The following is a 16,857-nucleotide window of genomic DNA, read 5'->3' as shown; positions in this document are numbered from 1 at the left end:
TTCAGTCCCCCACTCGGCCCGCGGGCGGACCCGCGAGCGCCTGGTCGTCGTCGTCCGGCTTCTTCGCGCCGTCCGGCGCCTTCGGGGGCGCGTTCGGGTCGATCTTCCCGACCTCGGGGTCGTACGGCTTGATCTTCGGGGCGTCGATGGAGCCGTCGGCCTCGATCTTCGGCAGGGCCTTCTGCGGCTGCGGCAGCAGGGCCCGCTTGAGGTCCTGGTTGCCGGCGTCGTCGAGTCCGTAGAGCGCGTCGTAGATGTTGCGCACGGCGGGGCCCGAGGCGCCGGAGCCGGTACCGCCCTGGGCGATCGTCATGATGATCGCGTAGTCCTTGGTGTACGTGGCGAACCAGGAGGTCGTCTGCTTGCCGTAGACCTCGGCGGTACCGGTCTTGGCGTGCATCGCGATCTTGTCCTGCGGCCAGCCGCCGAATCGCCAGGCGGCCGTACCGCGGGTGGCGACTCCCGCGAGGGCCTCCTCTATCAACGCCTGGGTCTTGGCGTCCATGGGCAGCTTGCCGTGGGACTTGGGCTTGATCTCGGTGACCTTCTTGCCGTCGGGGCTGATGACGGCCTTGCCGACGGTGGGGTTCCAGAGGGTGCCGCCGTTGGCGATGGCGGCGTAGATGGTGGCCATCTGGATGGGGGTGACGAGGGTGTCGCCCTGTCCGATGGAGTAGTTGACGGAGTCACCGGCGCGCATGAGGTTGCCTTCGAGGCAGTTCTCGTAGGAGAGCTGCTGCACGTAGGTGCCGCCGCGCTTGCCGATCTTGCACCAGTAGTCCTTGTTGGCCGTCCAGAAGTTCTGCTTCCACTTCCGGTCGGGGACGCGGCCGGTGACCTCGTTGGGGAGGTCGATGCCGGTCTCGGCGCCGAGGCCGAACTGGTGGGCCGTCTTGTAGAACCAGTCCTTGGCGTCCTTCTTCGGCTTCATGCCGCCGTCGTTGAGCCACTGCTGGTGAGAGAGGGCGTAGTAGACGGTGTCGCAGGAGACCTCGAGGGCCTGGCCGAGGGTGATGGAGCCGTGGCCCTGGGACTCGAAGTTCTTGAAGACCTGGCCGCCGATGGAGTACGAGGAGGGGCACGGGTAGCGCCCGTTGAACTCGTATCCGGCGTTGACGGCGGCGGTCGTCGGGATGACCTTGAAGATCGAGCCGGGGGCGGCCTGGCCCTGGATGGCCCGGTTGAGGAGCGGGAAGTTCGAGTCCTTGCCGGTGAGGGCGGCGTAGTCCTTGGCGGAGATGCCGCCGACCCAGGCGTTGGGGTCGTAGTCGGGCTGCGAGGCCATGGCGACGATCCGGCCGGTCTTCGTCTCCATGACGACGACGGCGCCGGCGTCGGCCTTGTAGTTCTCGTTGGTGTTCCGGTCGTGGACCTTGCGGGCCTCGACCATCGCGTTGTGCAGCTCCCATTCGGCGACCGCCTGCACGCGGGCGTCGATGGAGGTGACGACGTTGGCGCCGGGCACGGCGGGGTCGCTCTTGGCCTGGCCGATGACGCGGCCGAGGTTGTCGACCTCGTAGCGGGTGACGCCGGCCTTGCCGCGCAGTTCCTTGTCGTAGGTGCGCTCCAGGCCGGAGCGGCCGACCTGGTCGGAGCGGAGGAACGGCGAGTCGGTGTCCTTGGCCTTCTCGATCTCGGCGTCGGTGACGGGCGAGAGGTAGCCGAGGACCTGGGAGGTGCGGGACTTGCCGGGGGCCGGGTAGCGGCGGACGGCGGTGGGTTCGGCGGTGATGCCGGGGAAGTCCTCGGCGCGCTCGCGGATCTGGAGGGCCTGCTGGGTGGTGGCCTCGTCGGTGACCGGGATCGGCTGGTAGGGCGAACCGTTCCAGCAGGGCTTGGGCGTCTTGGAGTCGCAGAGCCTGATCTTGTTGATGACGTCGTCGGGCTTCATGTCGAGGACGTCGGCGAGCCGGGTCAGGACGGTCTTGCCCCGGTCCTTCATCTTCATCAGCTCGGTGCGGGACGCGGAGACCACGAGGCGGGTCTCGTTGTCGGCGAGCGGCACGCCGCGGGCGTCGAGGAGCGAGCCGCGGACGGCGGGCTGGACGACCTGCTGGACGTGGTTGTTCTTCGCCTCGTCGGTGTACTCCTTGCCGTTGCGGATCTGGAGGTACCAGAGGCGGCCCCCCAGGGTGAGCAGCAGCGAGAAGACCAGGATCTGGATGACGACGAGCCGGATCTGGACCCGCGGGGTCCGCCCGGTCTCGGGGATGTTGCTCATACTGCCGGTGCCCCCTCGGTCACAGTCGCTTGACTCCCTTGATGCGTCCGGCCCGTGAGGCGCGGCTGCGGGCGGCCTTCACGCGCAGGCCGCCGCGCTGGTTGCCGATCCGCAGGCCGGTGCCGGAGGAGAGCCAGCCGGACGCGACGTCGGCGCCGTTGCCCCCGCCGGCGTCGGCGAGCGGATCGTTCTCGGCCCGTCTGGCCAGCGCCATGATGAGCGGCACCGTGAACGGCGCGAGGAGCAGGTCGTAGACGGCCGCGGTGAACAGCAGGAACCCGAGGCCGACATGGCGGGCGGCGGTGTCGCCGACGAGGGCGCCGACGCCGGCGTACAGCAGGGTGGAGCCGACGGCCGCGGCGACGACGACGGCCATGGGGCCGGTCGCGGAGGTCAGCCGGCCGTTGTCCGGGCGGGCGAGGCCGACCAGGTAGCCGATGACGCAGAGCACGAGGGCGTAGCGGCCGGCGGCGTGGTCGGCGGGCGGGGCCAGGTCGGAGAGCAGTCCCGCGGTGAAGCCGATGAGGGAGCCGCTGACGGGGCCGTAGACGAGGGCGAGGCCGACGACGGTGAGGAGGACGAGGTCGGGGACGGCGCCGGGGAGTTGGAGGCGGGCGAGGACGGAGACCTGGACGACCAGGGCGACCACGATCAGGGTGGCGGAGAGGAGGATGCGGTTGAACTTCACGGTGTCGCGTCCCCCTGGTCCTGCGGTGCCTGCTGGTTCTGGTTCGGCTTCTGCCCCTGTGGTGTGCCGTCGGCGGCCTGCTGTCCGTCCGGTGGCGGCGGGGTGACCGTGACGGTGACGGTCGGCGCGGGCTTCGGCTTCTGCGGCAGGACCATGTCGCGGGGGTCGGAGCGGGGGGCCTGGACGACGACGCCGACGATGTCGAGCTTGGTGAAGCCGACGTACGGGCGGACGTAGATGTTGCGGGTCAGGCCGCCGCCCGCGGGGTCGACGCGGACGACCTCGCCGACCGGCACGCCGGGCACGAAGGGCTTGTCTCCGCGCGAGCCGAAGGTGACGAGCCGGTCGCCGGGCTTGACCTTGGCCTTGCCGTTGAGGAGCTGGACCAGGAGGGGGCTGTCGCCCTGGCCGGTGGCGAAGCCGAGTTCGTCGGACTTCTCCATGCGGGTGCCGACGGTGAAGTCGGGGTCGTTGGCGAGGAGGACCGTGGAGGTGGAGGGGCCGACGGTGGTGACGCGGCCGACGAGTCCGGAGCCGTTGAGCACGGTCATGTCCCGCTTGATGCCGTCGCGGGCGCCGACGTCGATGGTGACGGTCCAGGAGAAGCCCTGGGCCGCTCCTATGGCGATGACCTGGGCGCCCTTGATGCCGTACTGCCCGGCGCCGGCGGTCTTGAGCATGGTGTCGAGCTCGCGGAGCCGGTTGCGGTTGCGGTCGTCGCTGCCGAGCTCGGCCTTGAGCTCGGCGTTCTCCTTCTCCAGGGCGGCGATCCGGGTGTGCCGCTCCCCGGAGTCCCTGACCGCGCCTATGGCGTTGCCGATCGGATCGACGGCCGCCGCCACGCCGTTCTCGACGGGACCGAAGACCGCGGCCGCGGCCTGTCGGGCACCGTCGACGGGTGACTCCTGGCCGCCGCGGATGTCCACCGTGATCAGTGCGAACGCGATGGCGATCAGCAGCACCAGGAGCAGCCGGCTCTCTCGTGTGTCCCTCACGTGCGGCGGCCGTGCCTTTCCTCGTGGTTCGGGTGTTCGGTTGTACGACTACGGGTACTGCGGGTGCTGCGGTCAGCGGCGCGGCTGGGCGTCCAGGACCTGCTGGAGGGCCTCGAACTCCTCCACGCACTTGCCGGAGCCGAGCGCCACCGAGTCCAGCGGGTCCTCGGCGATGTGGATCGGCATGCCGGTCTCGCGGCGGAGCCTCTCGTCGAGGCCGCGCAGCAGGGCGCCTCCACCGGTGAGAACGATGCCGCGGTCCATGACGTCACCGGAGAGCTCCGGCGGGCACTTGTCGAGGGTGGTCTTCACCGCGTCGACGATGGCGTTGACCGGCTCCTCGATGGCCTTGCGGACCTCGGCGGCGGAGATGACCACGGTCTTGGGCAGACCGGAGACGAGGTCGCGGCCGCGGATCTCGGTGTGCTCGTCCTTGTCGAGGTCGTACGCCGAGCCGATGGTGATCTTGATCTGCTCGGCGGTCCGCTCACCGAGGAGGAGCGAGTACTCCTTCTTGATGTGCTGGATGATCGCGTTGTCGAGCTCGTCGCCGGCGACCCGGATCGACTGTGCCGTGACGATTCCGCCGAGGGAGATGACGGCGACCTCGGTGGTGCCGCCGCCGATGTCGACGACCATGTTGCCGGTGGCCTCGTGGACGGGGAGGCCCGCGCCGATGGCCGCCGCCATGGGCTCCTCGATGATGTGCACCTGGCGGGCGCCGGCCTGGGTGGACGCCTCGATGACGGCGCGGCGCTCCACTCCGGTGATGCCGGAGGGCACGCAGACGACGACGCGGGGGCGGGCCAGGTAGCGACGCTTGTGGATCTTGAGGATGAAGTAGCGGAGCATCCGCTCGGTGATCTCGAAGTCGGCGATGACGCCGTCCTTGAGCGGGCGGACGGCGACGATGTTGCCGGGCGTCCGGCCGATCATCTTCTTCGCTTCCGCGCCGACCGCGAGGATGCCGCCGGTGTTGGTGTTGATCGCGACGACGGACGGCTCGTTCAGAACGATGCCCCGACCCCTGACGTACACCAGCGTGTTGGCGGTCCCGAGGTCGACAGCCATGTCACGGCCGATGAACGACATTGAGTTCCCCTTGATTTCCCATGGCTGAGAGTGGTGCGGCGATGGAGTTTTCCATCGTAGTGCCGCCTGCGCGGATGCCGCGCGTTGGTCCACCTCTGTACGTGGTGACGGCAGGACGCGGCGATCCGTTCCCGGGATTGGCGTTCATATGCCTGGGGGCGACCGAAATTCCTTCGGTCGCCCCACAGGGTGCTTCGTTCGGCTGACTCCGGGTCAGATCAGACGAGGCCGGGGAAGAAGATCTTCAGCTCGCGGAGCGCCGACTCCTCGGAGTCCGAGGCGTGGATCAGGTTCTCCCGGACGATCGTGCCGAAGTCGCCGCGGATGGAACCGGGGGCGGCGGCGATCGGGTCGGTCGGGCCGGCGAGCTGCCGGACGCCCTCGATGACCCGCTCGCCCTCGACGACGAGCGCCACGACCGGACCGGAGGACATGAAGCCCATCAGCGGCTCGTAGAACGGCTTGCCCTTGTGCTCGCCGTAGTGCTGCTCAAGGGTCTCCTGGTCCAGCTCGCGCAGCTCCAGGGCCGCCAGGGTCCAGCCGGCCTTGCGCTCGATACGGCCGATGATCTCGCCGATCAGGCCACGGCGGACGGCGTCGGGCTTGAGCAGGACGAGCGTGCGCTGGCTCACGGGGTGACTCCTTCGGAAAAGCGGTGTGCGGGACCTCCGAGGCTACAGGTCCCGCACGTGCTTCGATTACGCAGCGTCAGGCCCTGCCGAGGCCCCCGCGGCCTGCGCCTCGGCCCAGCGCGCCTTGATGTCGTCGATCCGTCGCCCGTAGTGAACGGAGGCCCACCACAGGCCGGCGAAGACCGCGCCCAGGAAGAACATGGTGGGGACGACGAAGCCGCTGAGGATCAGGCCGATCTGCAGGGCCCAGCCGAGCTGCACGCCGCCGGGACGGGTGACCATCCCGCACAGCAGCACCGAGAAGACCATCGCGACACCGCAGACCCACCAGACGGTGGACATCGCGAGGCCGTCGTCCTTCATGGCGACGAGCCCGGCGAAACCGATGACGAAGAACTCGCCGATGAGCGTCGAGGAACAGAGCGTACGCATCGGATCAGCCCCTCCGCAGCAGCAGCCGGGCGTCGCCGACCGTGAAGATCGAACCGGTGACGAGGACGCCCGCGCCGCCGTACTCGGCCTCTTCCTCCGCAAGGGTGATGGCGGCCTCGATGGCGTCGTCGAGCCGCGGCTCGACGACGACCCGGTCCTCGCCGAAGACCTCGACCGCGGTCGCGGCCAGCGCGTCCACGTCGGTGGCCCGCGGCGTGGAGTTCGCCGTGATCACGACCTCCGCGAAGATCGGCTCGAAGGCCTCCAGGAGCCCCTTGGCGTCCTTGTCGCCGCTCGTGGAGACCACGCCGATGAGCCGGGAGAAGCCGAAGGCCTCGCTGATGCCCTCCGCCGTGGCGCGCGCGCCGTGCGGGTTGTGCGCGGCGTCCAGGATGACCGTCGGGGAGGAGCGGACGATCTCCAGGCGGCCGGGCGAGGCCACCTGGGCGAAGGCCCGGCGGACCGTGTCCACGTCCAGCGTCCGGGCGTGCTCGGCGCCGATCCCGAAGAAGGCCTCGACCGCGGCGAGCGCCACGGCGGCGTTGTGCGCCTGGTAGGCGCCGTGCAGCGGCAGGAAGAGGTTGTCGTACTCGCCGCCCAGGCCGCGCAGGGTGAGGAGCTGGCCGCCGACCGCGACCTCGCGGGAGACGATGCCGAACTCCATGCCCTCGCGGGCGACGGTGGCGTCCGCCTCGACGGCCTTCTTCAGCAGGACCTGGGCCGCGTCCACCGGCTGCTGGGCCAGGATCACGGTCGCGCCCTGCTTGATGATCCCGGACTTCTCGCCGGCGATCTCGCCGGTCGTCCCGCCGAGCCGGTCCGTGTGGTCCAGGTCGATCGGGGTGACGACGGCGACGGAGCCGTCGATGACGTTCGTCGCGTCCCAGGTGCCGCCCATGCCGACCTCGACGACGGCCACGTCGACCGGGGCGTCCGCGAAGGCCGCGTAGGCCATTCCGGTGAGGACCTCGAAGAAGGAGAGGCGGTACTCCTCGCGGGCGTCGACCAGCTCCACGTACGGCTTGACGTCCTGGTACGTCTCGATGAACCGCTCGGCGGAGATCGGGGCGCCGTCCAGGCTGATCCGCTCGGTGATGGTCTGCACGTGCGGCGAGGTGTACCGCCCGGTGCGCAGCTCGAAGGCGCCGAGCAGGGCCTCGATCATGCGGGCCGTCGACGTCTTGCCGTTGGTGCCGGTGATGTGGATCGAGGGGTACGCGCGCTGCGGCTCGCCGAGGACGTCCATCAGGGCCGCGATCCGCTTGACCGAGGGCTCCAGCTTGGTCTCGCCCCAGCGGGTGGACAGCTCGGTCTCGACCTCGCGGAGCGCCTTGTCGAGCTCCGGGTCCTCGGGGCGGCTGGGTACGGGGTCGCCCTGCGGCGCGCCGCCCTGCGTGCGCAGGGTACGGCTGCCGGCCTCGATCACCGCCAGGTCGGGGTCGCGGTTCGTCTCGGTGTCGACGATGTCGTCGAACTGGTCATTCGGGTCGCTCGGCTCGCTCACGGGGCCAGTCTACGGAGGCGTACCGACAGGACCATGGACCCACCCCTTTCGGGACTTTCGGTCCACCGCCCGCCGGATCGGCCCGGCAAACTTGGCGATCATGGACATAGGGATCGACCTCGGCACGGCCAACACGCTCCTGTACGCACGCGGCCGGGGCATCGTGCTCGACGAGCCGTCCGTGGTGGCGGTGCAGGAGGGCTCCCGGCACGCGCTCGCGGTCGGCACGGAGGCGAAGGAGACCATCGGCCGCACGCCGGGGTCGATCACCGCGATCCGGCCCCTGCGCGACGGCGTGATCAGTGACTACGAGGCGGCCGAGGAGATGATCCGGCACTTCGTGCGCAAGGCCGTGCCGGGCCGCAGGCGCCCCCGCACCCGGATGGTGGTCTGCGTGCCCAGCGGGGTGACCCAGGTCGAACGCCGGGCCATCGTGCACGCCTCGCTGTCGGCCGGCGCCCGCGCGGTGCACCTGATCGAGGAGCCGATGGCGGCGGCGATCGGCGCCGGGCTGCCCGTCTCCGACCCGCGCGGCTCGATGGTGGTCGACATCGGCGGCGGCACGACCGAGGTGGCGGTGATCTCGCTGGGCGGGATCGTCACCGCCCGGTCGCTGCGGGTCGGCGGCGACCGCCTCGACACGGCGATCACCGACTACGTGCGCAAGGAGCACTCGCTGCTCATCGGCGAGCGGACCGCCGAGGACGTCAAGGTCGCGATCGGCACGGCGTGGCCGGTGCCGGGCGGCGAGGAGCTGGAGCGCCGGACGTTCACCGTCCGCGGCCGGGAGAAGGTCAGCGGGCTGCCCCGGACGGTGGAGCTGACGGTGCCGGAGGTGCGCACGGCGCTGGACGAGCCCGTCGAGGCGATCATCGCGGCCGTCCGGGTGACCCTGGAGGAATGTCCGCCGGAGCTGTCCGGCGACGTGATGGAGCACGGCATCGTCCTCACCGGCGGCGGGGCGCTGCTGCCCGGCCTCGATCTGCGGATGGCCTCCGCGACGGGCATCCCGGTCTTCGTCGCGGACCGGCCGTTGGACTGCGTGGCCCTGGGCTCGGGTCGGTGCGTGGAGGACTTCGACGGCCTCCAGCGCGTGATGGGGAAGGCGGAGACGGTCCGCTGAGCGGGAGGGGGCACCCGCCCTGGCGGGCGGGGCCCGTCGGGAGCTGCCGGCGGGCGGGGCCCGTGGGGAGCTGCCGGCGGGCGGGGCCCGTGGGGAGCTACTGGCGGCCGAGGCCCGTGGGGAGCAGGGCCGTGACCGCGTAGGTGCCGCCCTCGCGGCGGGCCTCGAGGGTGCCGCCCATGCTGGTGACGCGTTCCTCCATGGAGAGCAGGCCGGTGCCGGTGGAGACGGGGGACGGGGCGGGCGGGGTGGTGGGCAGCGGGTTGCGGACCTCGATCCGCAGATCGGGCCCCGCGACCGTGATCGCGACCGTCACCGGGAGGCCGGGCGCGTGCTTGGCGGCGTTCGTCAGGCACTCGCGGACGACCCGGTGGACGGCCGCCTGCCGGAGCGGCGACAGCGCCTTGGCCTCCTCGGCGACCGTCAGGTCGACGGCGCCGCCCATCCGCTCGCTCTCCGCGGCGAGCGCGGCGAGCCCTTCGAGGCCGGGGGTGGCGGCGTCCCGGTCGGCGCGGCGCACGATCGTCTCGTTGAGCATGAGGTGGGCGCGGCGGGCGGTGTCGGCGAGCTCCTCGAAGTCCTTCTGGTGGGAGTCGCCCCTGGACCGTACGGCGAGGACCTCGGCCCGCACCGCGAGGACGGTGAGCTCGCGGCCGACGAGGTCGTGGACGTCCCGTCCGACGGAGATCCGCTCCTCCTGGACGGCCTGCCGGGCGGCGGCCTCGCGGCGCTGGACCTCCAGGGCGCGGACGAGGTCCTGGCGGTAGGCGGCGATGCCGACGCCCGCCGCGAGGACGCCGATGGGGACGACCAGGCTGAGGAAGTCGCTGAGGGTCTCGCCGTGCTCGGCGGGCCAGCCGGGCGTCAGGTAGAGCCCGTACGCCACGGCGACGTACAGCAGGGTCGCGACGATCGCGGCGCGGCGCCCCCGGAACCGCCCGATCGAGTACAGCGCGAACTGGATCATGGTCAGCTCGTGCAGCCATCCCATCAGGCCGAGCGCGACGACGTACGGCACCCACGGCAGCCGCCGCCTGAGCACCAGGGTGGCCGCGCCGGCCGCGAGGACCAGGGTGGCGGTGACGCCGGTGAGGGAGTTGTCGGCGCGGGCGAGCCCCGGCACGTCCAGGACCATCAGGCCGAAGGCGCTGAGCGCGGCGACGACGTCGAGGGCACGGGGCGAGACCGCCCACCGGTCCACGCAACGGCGGAGCGCGGGGACGGCGGGGAGGCGGAGCATGCCCTCCATCATCCAGGGTCCTTCGTCCCGGCACCGCGGACCGGAAGTCCCGTCTGGTGTGAGATAGGGCACTTCGCCCGATTTGACGGAGTCTCAGGGGTGCGCGAAGGGCCCGGAACCGATGACCGGTTCCGGGCCCTTCGCGTCGTACGGATCAGGCCTGCGGCAGGTTCGCCAGCTGGGTCTGGATGCGGGCGATGTCCTCGTCCGCCTTGGCGAGGCGGCCCTTGATCTTGTCCACGACGTTGTCCGGGGCCTTGGCCAGGAAGGCCTCGTTCCCGAGCTTGGCCTCGGCCTGGGCCTTCTCCTTCTCGGCGGCCGCGAGGTCCTTGGCGAGGCGCTTGCGTTCGGCGGCCACGTCGATGGTGCCCGAGAGGTCGAGCGCGACCTCGCCGCCGACGACCGGCAGGGTGGCGGTGGCCGCGAAGCCCTCGCCCTCCGGCTGGAGGCGCAGGATCTGGCGGATGGCGGCCTCGTGGGCGGCGAGCGGGGTGCCGGTCAGCGCGAGGCGGGCGGGCACCTTCTGGGCGTCCTGGAGGCCCTGCTCCTTGCGGAACCGGCGGACCTCGGTGATGGCCCGCTGGACCAGCGCGATCTCCTGCTCGGCGGCCGGGTCGCGGAAGCCGCTGTCCTTCGGCCAGTCGGCGACCACGAGGGACTCGCCGCCGGTGAGCGTGGTCCACAGCGTCTCGGTGACGAACGGGACGACCGGGTGGAGCAGTCGCAGCATGACGTCGAGGACCTCGCCGAGGACGCGGCCGGAGACCCGCGCGCCCTCGCCGCCAGCGAAGAACGTCGTCTTCGACAGCTCGACGTACCAGTCGAAGACCTCGTCCCACGCGAAGTGGTAGAGCGCCTCGCTGAGCTTGGCGAACTGGAAGTCGTCGTAGTACGCGTCGACCTGGGCGACGGTCTCGTTCAGGCGGGACAGGATCCAGCGGTCGGTCGCCGACATGTCCTCGGGGGCCGGCAGCTCGCCCTCGATCGTCGCGCCGTTCATCAGCGCGAAGCGCGTGGCGTTCCAGATCTTGTTGGCGAACTTGCTGGAGGCCTGGACCCAGTCCTCGCCGATCGGGACGTCGGCGCCCGGGTTGGCGCCCTTGGCCAGGGTGAAGCGGACGGCGTCGGAGCCGTACGCGTCCATCCAGTCCAGCGGGTCGACCGCGTTCGGGTTGGACTTCGACATCTTCTTGCCGAACTCGTCGCGGACCAGACCGGTGAGGGCGACCTGCTTGAACGGGGCCTCGCCGTCCATCGCGTACAGGCCGAACATCATCATCCGGGCGACCCAGAAGAAGATGATGTCGTGGCCGGTGAGCAGGACGTCGGTCGAGTAGAACTTCGCCAGGTCGGGGGTCTTCTCCGGCCAGCCGAGCGTGGAGAACGGCCACAGGCCGGACGAGAACCAGGTGTCCAGGACGTCGGAGTCCTGGGTCCAGCCCTCGGCCTCGGTGCCGGGCGCCTCCTCGTCGGGTCCGACGCAGACGACCTGGCCCTCGGGGCCGTACCAGATCGGGATGCGGTGGCCCCACCACAGCTGGCGCGAGATGCACCAGTCGTGCATGTTGTCGACCCAGTCGAAGTAGCGCCGGGACAGCTCCTTCGGGTGGATCTCGACGGAGCCGTCGCGGACGGCGTCGCCGGCGGCCTGCGCCAGCGGGCCGACCTTGACCCACCACTGCATCGAGAGACGCGGCTCGACGGTCGTCTTGCAGCGCGAGCAGTGACCCACCGAGTGCATGTACGGGCGCTTCTCGGCGACGATCCGGCCCTGCTCCTTGAGCGCGCCGACGATCGACGAACGGGCCTCGAAGCGGTCCAGGCCGAGGAACGGGCCGTGGACGGTGATCACGCCGTGCTCGTCCATGACGGTGAGCGAGGGCAGGTCGTGGCGGCGGCCGATCTCGAAGTCGTTCGGGTCGTGCGCCGGGGTCACCTTGACGGCGCCGGTGCCGAACTCCGGGTCGACGTGGGTGTCCGCGACGACCGGGATCGTGCGGTCGGTCAGCGGCAGCTTGATCTGCTTGCCGACCAGGTGCTTGTACCGCTCGTCGTCGGGGTGGACGGCGACGGCCGTGTCACCGAGCATCGTCTCGGCGCGGGTGGTGGCGACGACCAGCGACTCGTCCCCCTCGCCGTAGCGGATGGAGACCAGCTCGCCGGCGTCGTCCTGGTACTCGACCTCGATGTCCGAGATGGCGGTCAGACAGCGCGGGCACCAGTTGATGATGCGCTCGGCGCGGTAGATCAGACCGTCCTCGTAGAGGTCCTTGAAGATCCGCTGGACGGCCTTCGAGAGGCCCTCGTCCATGGTGAAGCGCTCGCGCGACCAGTCGAGACCGGCACCGAGGCGGCGCAGCTGGCCGAGGATCCGGCCGCCGTACTCCTCCTTCCACTGCCAGACGCGCTCGACGAATTCCTCGCGGCCCAGGTCGTGGCGGGACTTGCCCTCCTCGGCGAGCTGCTGCTCGACCTTGTTCTGGGTCGCGATGCCGGCGTGGTCCATGCCCGGCAGCCAGAGCGTCTCGAAGCCCTGCATCCGCTTGCGGCGGGTCAGGGCGTCCATCAGCGTCACCTGGAACGCGTGGCCCAGGTGCAGCGCGCCGGTGACGTTCGGCGGCGGGATGACGATGGTGTACGGCGGCTTGTCGCTCGTCGCGTCCGCCTCGAAGTACCCGCGCTCTACCCAGCGCTCGTACAGCGGCCCCTCTACCTCGGCCGGCGCGTACTGGGTCGGCAGTTCGGTCGTGGGCGCTGTCTGCTGCTGAGTGTTCTCGGTCACGGGGCCAGTTTAGGGGTGTCCCAGGCCTGTCCTGAAACGCTTTGGTTCGGTAACGGTGTGGCCCCCGCCGCACTTCCACGCCGCCGGTTCCGCCAGGATGTTCGGTAGGCATAAACATCTTGTGAGGGGAACCTGTCGATGAGCTACAACCAGCCGGGCCCGTACGGCGGCCAGCCGCCCCAGCAGCCCGGGCCCTACGGCGGCCAGCCGGGCCCCTACGGCCAGCAGCCCGGCCCGTACGGTCAGCAGCCGCAGGCTCCCCAGCCCGGTTACGGATACCCCCAGCAGGCCCCGCAGGGCGTCCCGCCGCAGCAGCCCTACGGCTACCCGCAGCAGCAGCCCGGCCCCTACGGCCAGCAGCCCCCGTACGGCGCCCCCCAGGGCCCCGGCGGCTACGTCCCCCACCCCCCGGCCCCCAAGAAGTCCAAGGCCGGCTGGGTCATCGGGGCCGTCGCGGTCGTCGCGGCGATCGGCGTGGGCGCGTACTTCCTGCTCGGCGGCGGCGGTTCCTCGGTCGCCGACGACGGCCCGCACAAGCTGATCACCCCGGAGACGGTCCTCGGCGAGTACAAGAAGGCTCCGGACAAGGGCGGCTCCTCCTCCGGGGACGACTCGCTGGCGGAGGCCGAGAAGAACGGCGTCAAGAACGCCAAGAAGGTCAAGGCCACCTACCAGGTGGAGAACAAGGCGAACCCGCTCGCCAGCAAGATGATCTCCTTCAGCGGTCTCTACGGCGAGATCGACGACCCGGAGAAGGTCGTCGACGCCGTCTTCGCCAGCGCCAAGGCCGAGGCCGACAAGGACGCCGGCAAGGGCGACGCCCCGCAGCTGGAGGGCAGCCCCCAGGCGTACGAGCCGGACGGCCTCGACGGCGCGGTCCTCAAGTGCCAGCAGGCCAAGGGGAAGGGCGACGCGTCCACCGGCGTGCCCACGTTCACCGTCACGATGTGCGTGTGGGCCGACCACAGCACCGTGGGCTTCGTGGTCCCGGTCGACATGTCCGCCATGATGACCGGCAAGGGCGCCTCCGGCGAGGAGGCCGCCGGCATCGCGGCCAAGCTCCGCAAGGAGGTCCGCGTCAAGTCCTGACCGGCTGACCGGACATGAGTGAGGGGGTCCCGCCTTCGGGCGGGACCCCCTCATCCGTGTGCGACCGGTGTCAGGCCGACTTCTCGTGCCTGCCGTCGTTCTTCACGATCCGCGGGACCAGCGTCGGGTTGACGTTGTTGCGGACGACGTCGGCCGTGATGACGACCCGGGCGACGTCCTTGCGGGACGGGACCTCGTACATGACCGACTGGAGGACTTCCTCCATGATGGCGCGCAGGCCGCGCGCGCCGGTGCCGCGGAGGATCGCCTGGTCGGCGATGGCCTCCAGGGCCGGGCGGTCGAAGTCCAGCTCCACGCCGTCGAGTTCGAAGAGGCGCTGGTACTGCTTGACCAGTGCGTTGCGCGGCTCGACGAGGATCTGGAGGAGCGCCTCGCGGTCCAGGTTGTGGACCGAGGTGAGGACGGGGAGGCGGCCGATGAACTCCGGGATCATCCCGAACTTCACCAGGTCCTCCGGCATGACCTCCTGGAACTGGTCGCTCGCCTCGATCTCGCGCTTGGAGCGGATGGTCGCCCCGAAGCCGATGCCCTTGGCGCCCGCCCGCGACTCGATGATCTTCTCCAGGCCGGCGAAGGCGCCGCCCACGATGAAGAGCACGTTCGTCGTGTCGATCTGGATGAACTCCTGGTGCGGGTGCTTCCGCCCGCCCTGCGGCGGTACGGAGGCGGTGGTGCCCTCCAGGATCTTCAGCAGGGCCTGCTGCACGCCCTCGCCGGAGACGTCACGCGTGATCGACGGGTTTTCGCTCTTACGGGCGACCTTGTCGATCTCGTCGATGTAGATGATCCCGGTCTCGGCCTTCTTGACGTCGTAGTCCGCGGCCTGGATCAGCTTGAGCAGGATGTTCTCGACGTCCTCGCCGACATAGCCGGCCTCCGTCAGCGCCGTCGCGTCGGCGATGGCGAACGGGACGTTGAGCATCCGGGCCAGAGTCTGCGCGAGCAGCGTCTTCCCCGAGCCCGTGGGGCCGAGCAGCAGAATGTTGGACTTCGCCAGCTCGATGGCGTCGTCCCGGCCCTGCGCGCCGCCGTTCTCGCCGGCCTGGACGCGCTTGTAGTGGTTGTACACCGCGACCGAGAGGGCCTTCTTCGCGGGCTCCTGCCCGACGACGTACCCCTCGAGGAACTCGTAGATCTCGCGGGGCTTCGGGAGTTCCTCCCAGCGCACCTCGCTCGTCTCCGCGAGTTCTTCCTCGATGATCTCGTTGCAGAGGTCGATGCACTCGTCGCAGATGTACACACCGGGTCCCGCGATGAGCTTCTTCACCTGCTTCTGGCTCTTTCCGCAGAACGAGCACTTGAGCAGGTCGCCGCCATCACCGATGCGTGCCACGAGGTGCTTCCCCTTCGCCTGGGAGTGCTTGGTTCAGCGACTCCTGGTGCCTCATATTCGACGGTACCTTGCCGGGCCCCTCGTTCGGGCCCCCCTTGGCACGGTTCACATGGTCGCGATTCGGCCACGCGGACCGTGCCAGGGGAAGGTCGGGCGTCAGTGTGCCGCGGAGGCCGTGCTCTTGCGGGTCGAGACGATCTGGTCGACCAGGCCGTACGCCAGGGCGTCCTCGGCGGTCAGGATCTTGTCGCGCTCGATGTCGTCACGGATCTTCTCGATCGGCGTCGAGGAGTGCTTGGCCAGCATCTCCTCGAGCTGGCTGCGCATGCGCAGGATCTCGTTGGCCGCGATCTCCAGGTCGGAGAGCTGCTCACGGCCGGTGCCGCCGGAGGGCTGGTGGATCAGCACGCGGGCGTTCGGCAGGGCCATCCGCTTGCCGGGGGTACCGGCGGCGAGCAGCACGGCCGCGGCGGAGGCCGCCTGGCCCATGCAGACCGTCTGGATGTCCGGCTTCACGAACTGCATCGTGTCGTAGATGGCCGTCAGCGCGGTGAAGGAGCCACCGGGGCTGTTGATGTAGATCGAGATGTCGCGGTCCGGGTCCATCGACTCCAGGCACAGCAGCTGCGCCATGACGTCGTTGGCGGAGGCGTCGTCGATCTGCACGCCGAGGAAGATCACGCGCTCCTCGAAGAGCTTCGCGTACGGGTCGTACTCGCGGATGCCCTGCGAGGTGCGCTCGACGAAGCGCGGCACGACGTAGCGGTTGTCCATCGGCGCGCCGGTGTAGAGGCCGCTCGCGGAGAGGTTGTTAAGCATCGGGGTGTTCACCGTCCTGGTGGCGTTCGGCGGGGGGCTGGGGCTCTTCGGCGGCCGGCGCTCAGGCGCCGGTGCCGCCGCCGCCCGGAACACCCGCGGCGTGCGTGATGATGTCGTCGATGAGGCCGTACTCCTTGGCCTCCTCCGCGGTGAACCAGCGGTCGCGGTCGCCGTCGCGGATGATCGTCTCGACGGTCTGGCCGGAGTGCTGCGCGGTGATCTCGGCCATGCGCTTCTTCGTGCGCAGCAGGTACTCGGCCTGGATCTTGATGTCGGAGGCCGTGCCGCCGATGCCGGCGGAGCCCTGGTGCATCAGGATGTCGGTGTTCGGCAGCGCGAAGCGCTTGCCCGGGGCACCGGCGGTGAGCAGGAACTGGCCCATGGAGGCCGCCATGCCCATACCGATGGTGACGACGTCGTTCGGGATGAACTGCATGGTGTCGTAGACGGCCATGCCGGCCGTCACCGAGCCGCCGGGGCTGTTGATGTACAGGAAGATGTCCTTCTCCGGCTCGGCGGCCAGGAGGAGCATCTGGGCGGTGATCTTGTTGGCGATCTCGTCGTCGACCTGCTGGCCGAGGAAGACGATGCGCTCGCCGAGGAGCCGGTTGTAGACATGGTCGCCGAGGCCGCCACCGATGGACGGCTCACCCGCGGCGTAAGGCTTCAGATTCGTCACGTATCCACCTGCTCGTCTCCGACGGCCCGGGCCGTCTCAGCGTCTCGTTCAGAGGGCACTGCCCTCGTATTCATGGACCCTAACGCGCAGGTAGGACAACGCCATCCCGGTTCCCGAACTGTTCGCTGGGAGCGCAAGGTAGTTGGGGGCGTGTAACGGGGTCCCGGTACGTCCACGGGCCCGTACGCACAGCAGTGCGTACGCGCC

The 16,857-nt window shown here is 70.2% G+C and carries 14 protein-coding genes; 2 read left to right on the top strand and 12 right to left on the bottom strand.

Translation table 11 applies throughout. From position 1 onward, the window contains the following. Position 1: 1 nt before the first annotated feature. The 7 genes from mrdA to ACFCY7_RS18025 all read right to left on the bottom strand — a co-directional run bounded on the left by mrdA (position 2) and on the right by ACFCY7_RS18025 (position 7,564). Positions 2-2,221, bottom strand: a complete 2,220-nt coding sequence (gene mrdA, locus ACFCY7_RS18055; protein WP_376486029.1) for a penicillin-binding protein 2 — start codon at positions 2,219-2,221, stop codon at positions 2-4. Positions 2,222-2,240: 19 nt separating this feature from the next. Further along, a complete protein-coding gene (gene mreD, locus ACFCY7_RS18050) occupies positions 2,241-2,909 on the bottom strand; it encodes a rod shape-determining protein MreD (RefSeq protein WP_376486026.1) in 669 nt (222 codons plus the stop codon). Next, positions 2,906-3,904, bottom strand: a complete 999-nt coding sequence (mreC, locus tag ACFCY7_RS18045; RefSeq protein WP_376486023.1) for a rod shape-determining protein MreC — start codon at positions 3,902-3,904, stop codon at positions 2,906-2,908. Before mreC ends, mreD begins: the two co-directional genes overlap by 4 nt. 72 nt (positions 3,905-3,976) lie before the next feature. After that, on the bottom strand, positions 3,977-4,996 hold the full coding sequence (locus ACFCY7_RS18040) for a rod shape-determining protein (protein ID WP_093876113.1): 1,020 nt from the start codon (positions 4,994-4,996) through the stop codon (positions 3,977-3,979). Between the two features lie 218 nt (positions 4,997-5,214). Beyond that, a complete protein-coding gene (ndk, locus tag ACFCY7_RS18035; RefSeq protein ID WP_015033594.1) occupies positions 5,215-5,628 on the bottom strand; it encodes a nucleoside-diphosphate kinase in 414 nt (137 codons plus the stop codon). A 66-nt stretch (positions 5,629-5,694) separates the two neighbouring features. Next, positions 5,695-6,060, bottom strand: coding sequence for a DUF4233 domain-containing protein (locus ACFCY7_RS18030; RefSeq protein WP_367828115.1), 366 nt, complete (start codon positions 6,058-6,060; stop codon positions 5,695-5,697). Positions 6,061-6,064: 4 nt separating this feature from the next. Continuing rightward, positions 6,065-7,564: a bifunctional folylpolyglutamate synthase/dihydrofolate synthase gene (locus ACFCY7_RS18025; RefSeq protein ID WP_376486020.1), complete on the bottom strand. Its 1,500-nt coding sequence runs from the start codon at positions 7,562-7,564 to the stop codon at positions 6,065-6,067. Positions 7,565-7,664: 100 nt separating this feature from the next. On the opposite strand from ACFCY7_RS18025, the gene ACFCY7_RS18020 reads away from it, so the two are divergent. Further along, positions 7,665-8,687, top strand: coding sequence for a rod shape-determining protein (locus ACFCY7_RS18020; protein ID WP_376486018.1), 1,023 nt, complete (start codon positions 7,665-7,667; stop codon positions 8,685-8,687). Between the two features lie 97 nt (positions 8,688-8,784). Here the strand turns inward: ACFCY7_RS18020 and ACFCY7_RS18015 are convergent, their stop codons facing one another. Both ACFCY7_RS18015 and ACFCY7_RS18010 read right to left on the bottom strand, forming a co-directional pair. Further along, the gene (locus ACFCY7_RS18015) at positions 8,785-9,939 is read right to left on the bottom strand and encodes a sensor histidine kinase (RefSeq protein ID WP_376486016.1); all 1,155 of its coding nucleotides are present in this window, start codon (positions 9,937-9,939) and stop codon (positions 8,785-8,787) included. Positions 9,940-10,081: 142 nt separating this feature from the next. After that, positions 10,082-12,709: a valine--tRNA ligase gene (locus ACFCY7_RS18010; RefSeq protein WP_376486014.1), complete on the bottom strand. Its 2,628-nt coding sequence runs from the start codon at positions 12,707-12,709 to the stop codon at positions 10,082-10,084. A gap of 138 nt (positions 12,710-12,847) precedes the next feature. Here ACFCY7_RS18010 and ACFCY7_RS18005 point away from each other — a divergent pair, with 138 nt between their 5' ends. Continuing rightward, a complete protein-coding gene (locus ACFCY7_RS18005) occupies positions 12,848-13,798 on the top strand; it encodes a hypothetical protein (RefSeq protein ID WP_376486011.1) in 951 nt (316 codons plus the stop codon). Between the two features lie 70 nt (positions 13,799-13,868). Here the strand turns inward: ACFCY7_RS18005 and clpX are convergent, their stop codons facing one another. The 3 genes from clpX to ACFCY7_RS17990 form a co-directional block, all read right to left on the bottom strand. Further along, entirely contained in the window at positions 13,869-15,152 is a 1,284-nt protein-coding gene (gene clpX, locus ACFCY7_RS18000) for an ATP-dependent Clp protease ATP-binding subunit ClpX (protein ID WP_015033605.1), read from the bottom strand. A gap of 156 nt (positions 15,153-15,308) precedes the next feature. Beyond that, complete coding sequence (locus ACFCY7_RS17995; RefSeq protein ID WP_362572546.1) at positions 15,309-15,971, bottom strand: ATP-dependent Clp protease proteolytic subunit; 663 nt, start codon at positions 15,969-15,971, stop codon at positions 15,309-15,311. Positions 15,972-16,032: 61 nt separating this feature from the next. After that, positions 16,033-16,650 (bottom strand): ATP-dependent Clp protease proteolytic subunit, encoded by a 618-nt coding sequence (locus ACFCY7_RS17990; RefSeq protein ID WP_362572549.1) that lies wholly within the window; start codon positions 16,648-16,650, stop codon positions 16,033-16,035. Positions 16,651-16,857: the final 207 nt, after the last annotated feature.

This window comes from Streptomyces sp. NPDC056361 (genome assembly GCF_042262805.1).
Lineage (GTDB): Bacteria > Actinomycetota > Actinomycetes > Streptomycetales > Streptomycetaceae > Streptomyces.
This window is presented reverse-complemented; position numbering and strand designations above follow the sequence as displayed.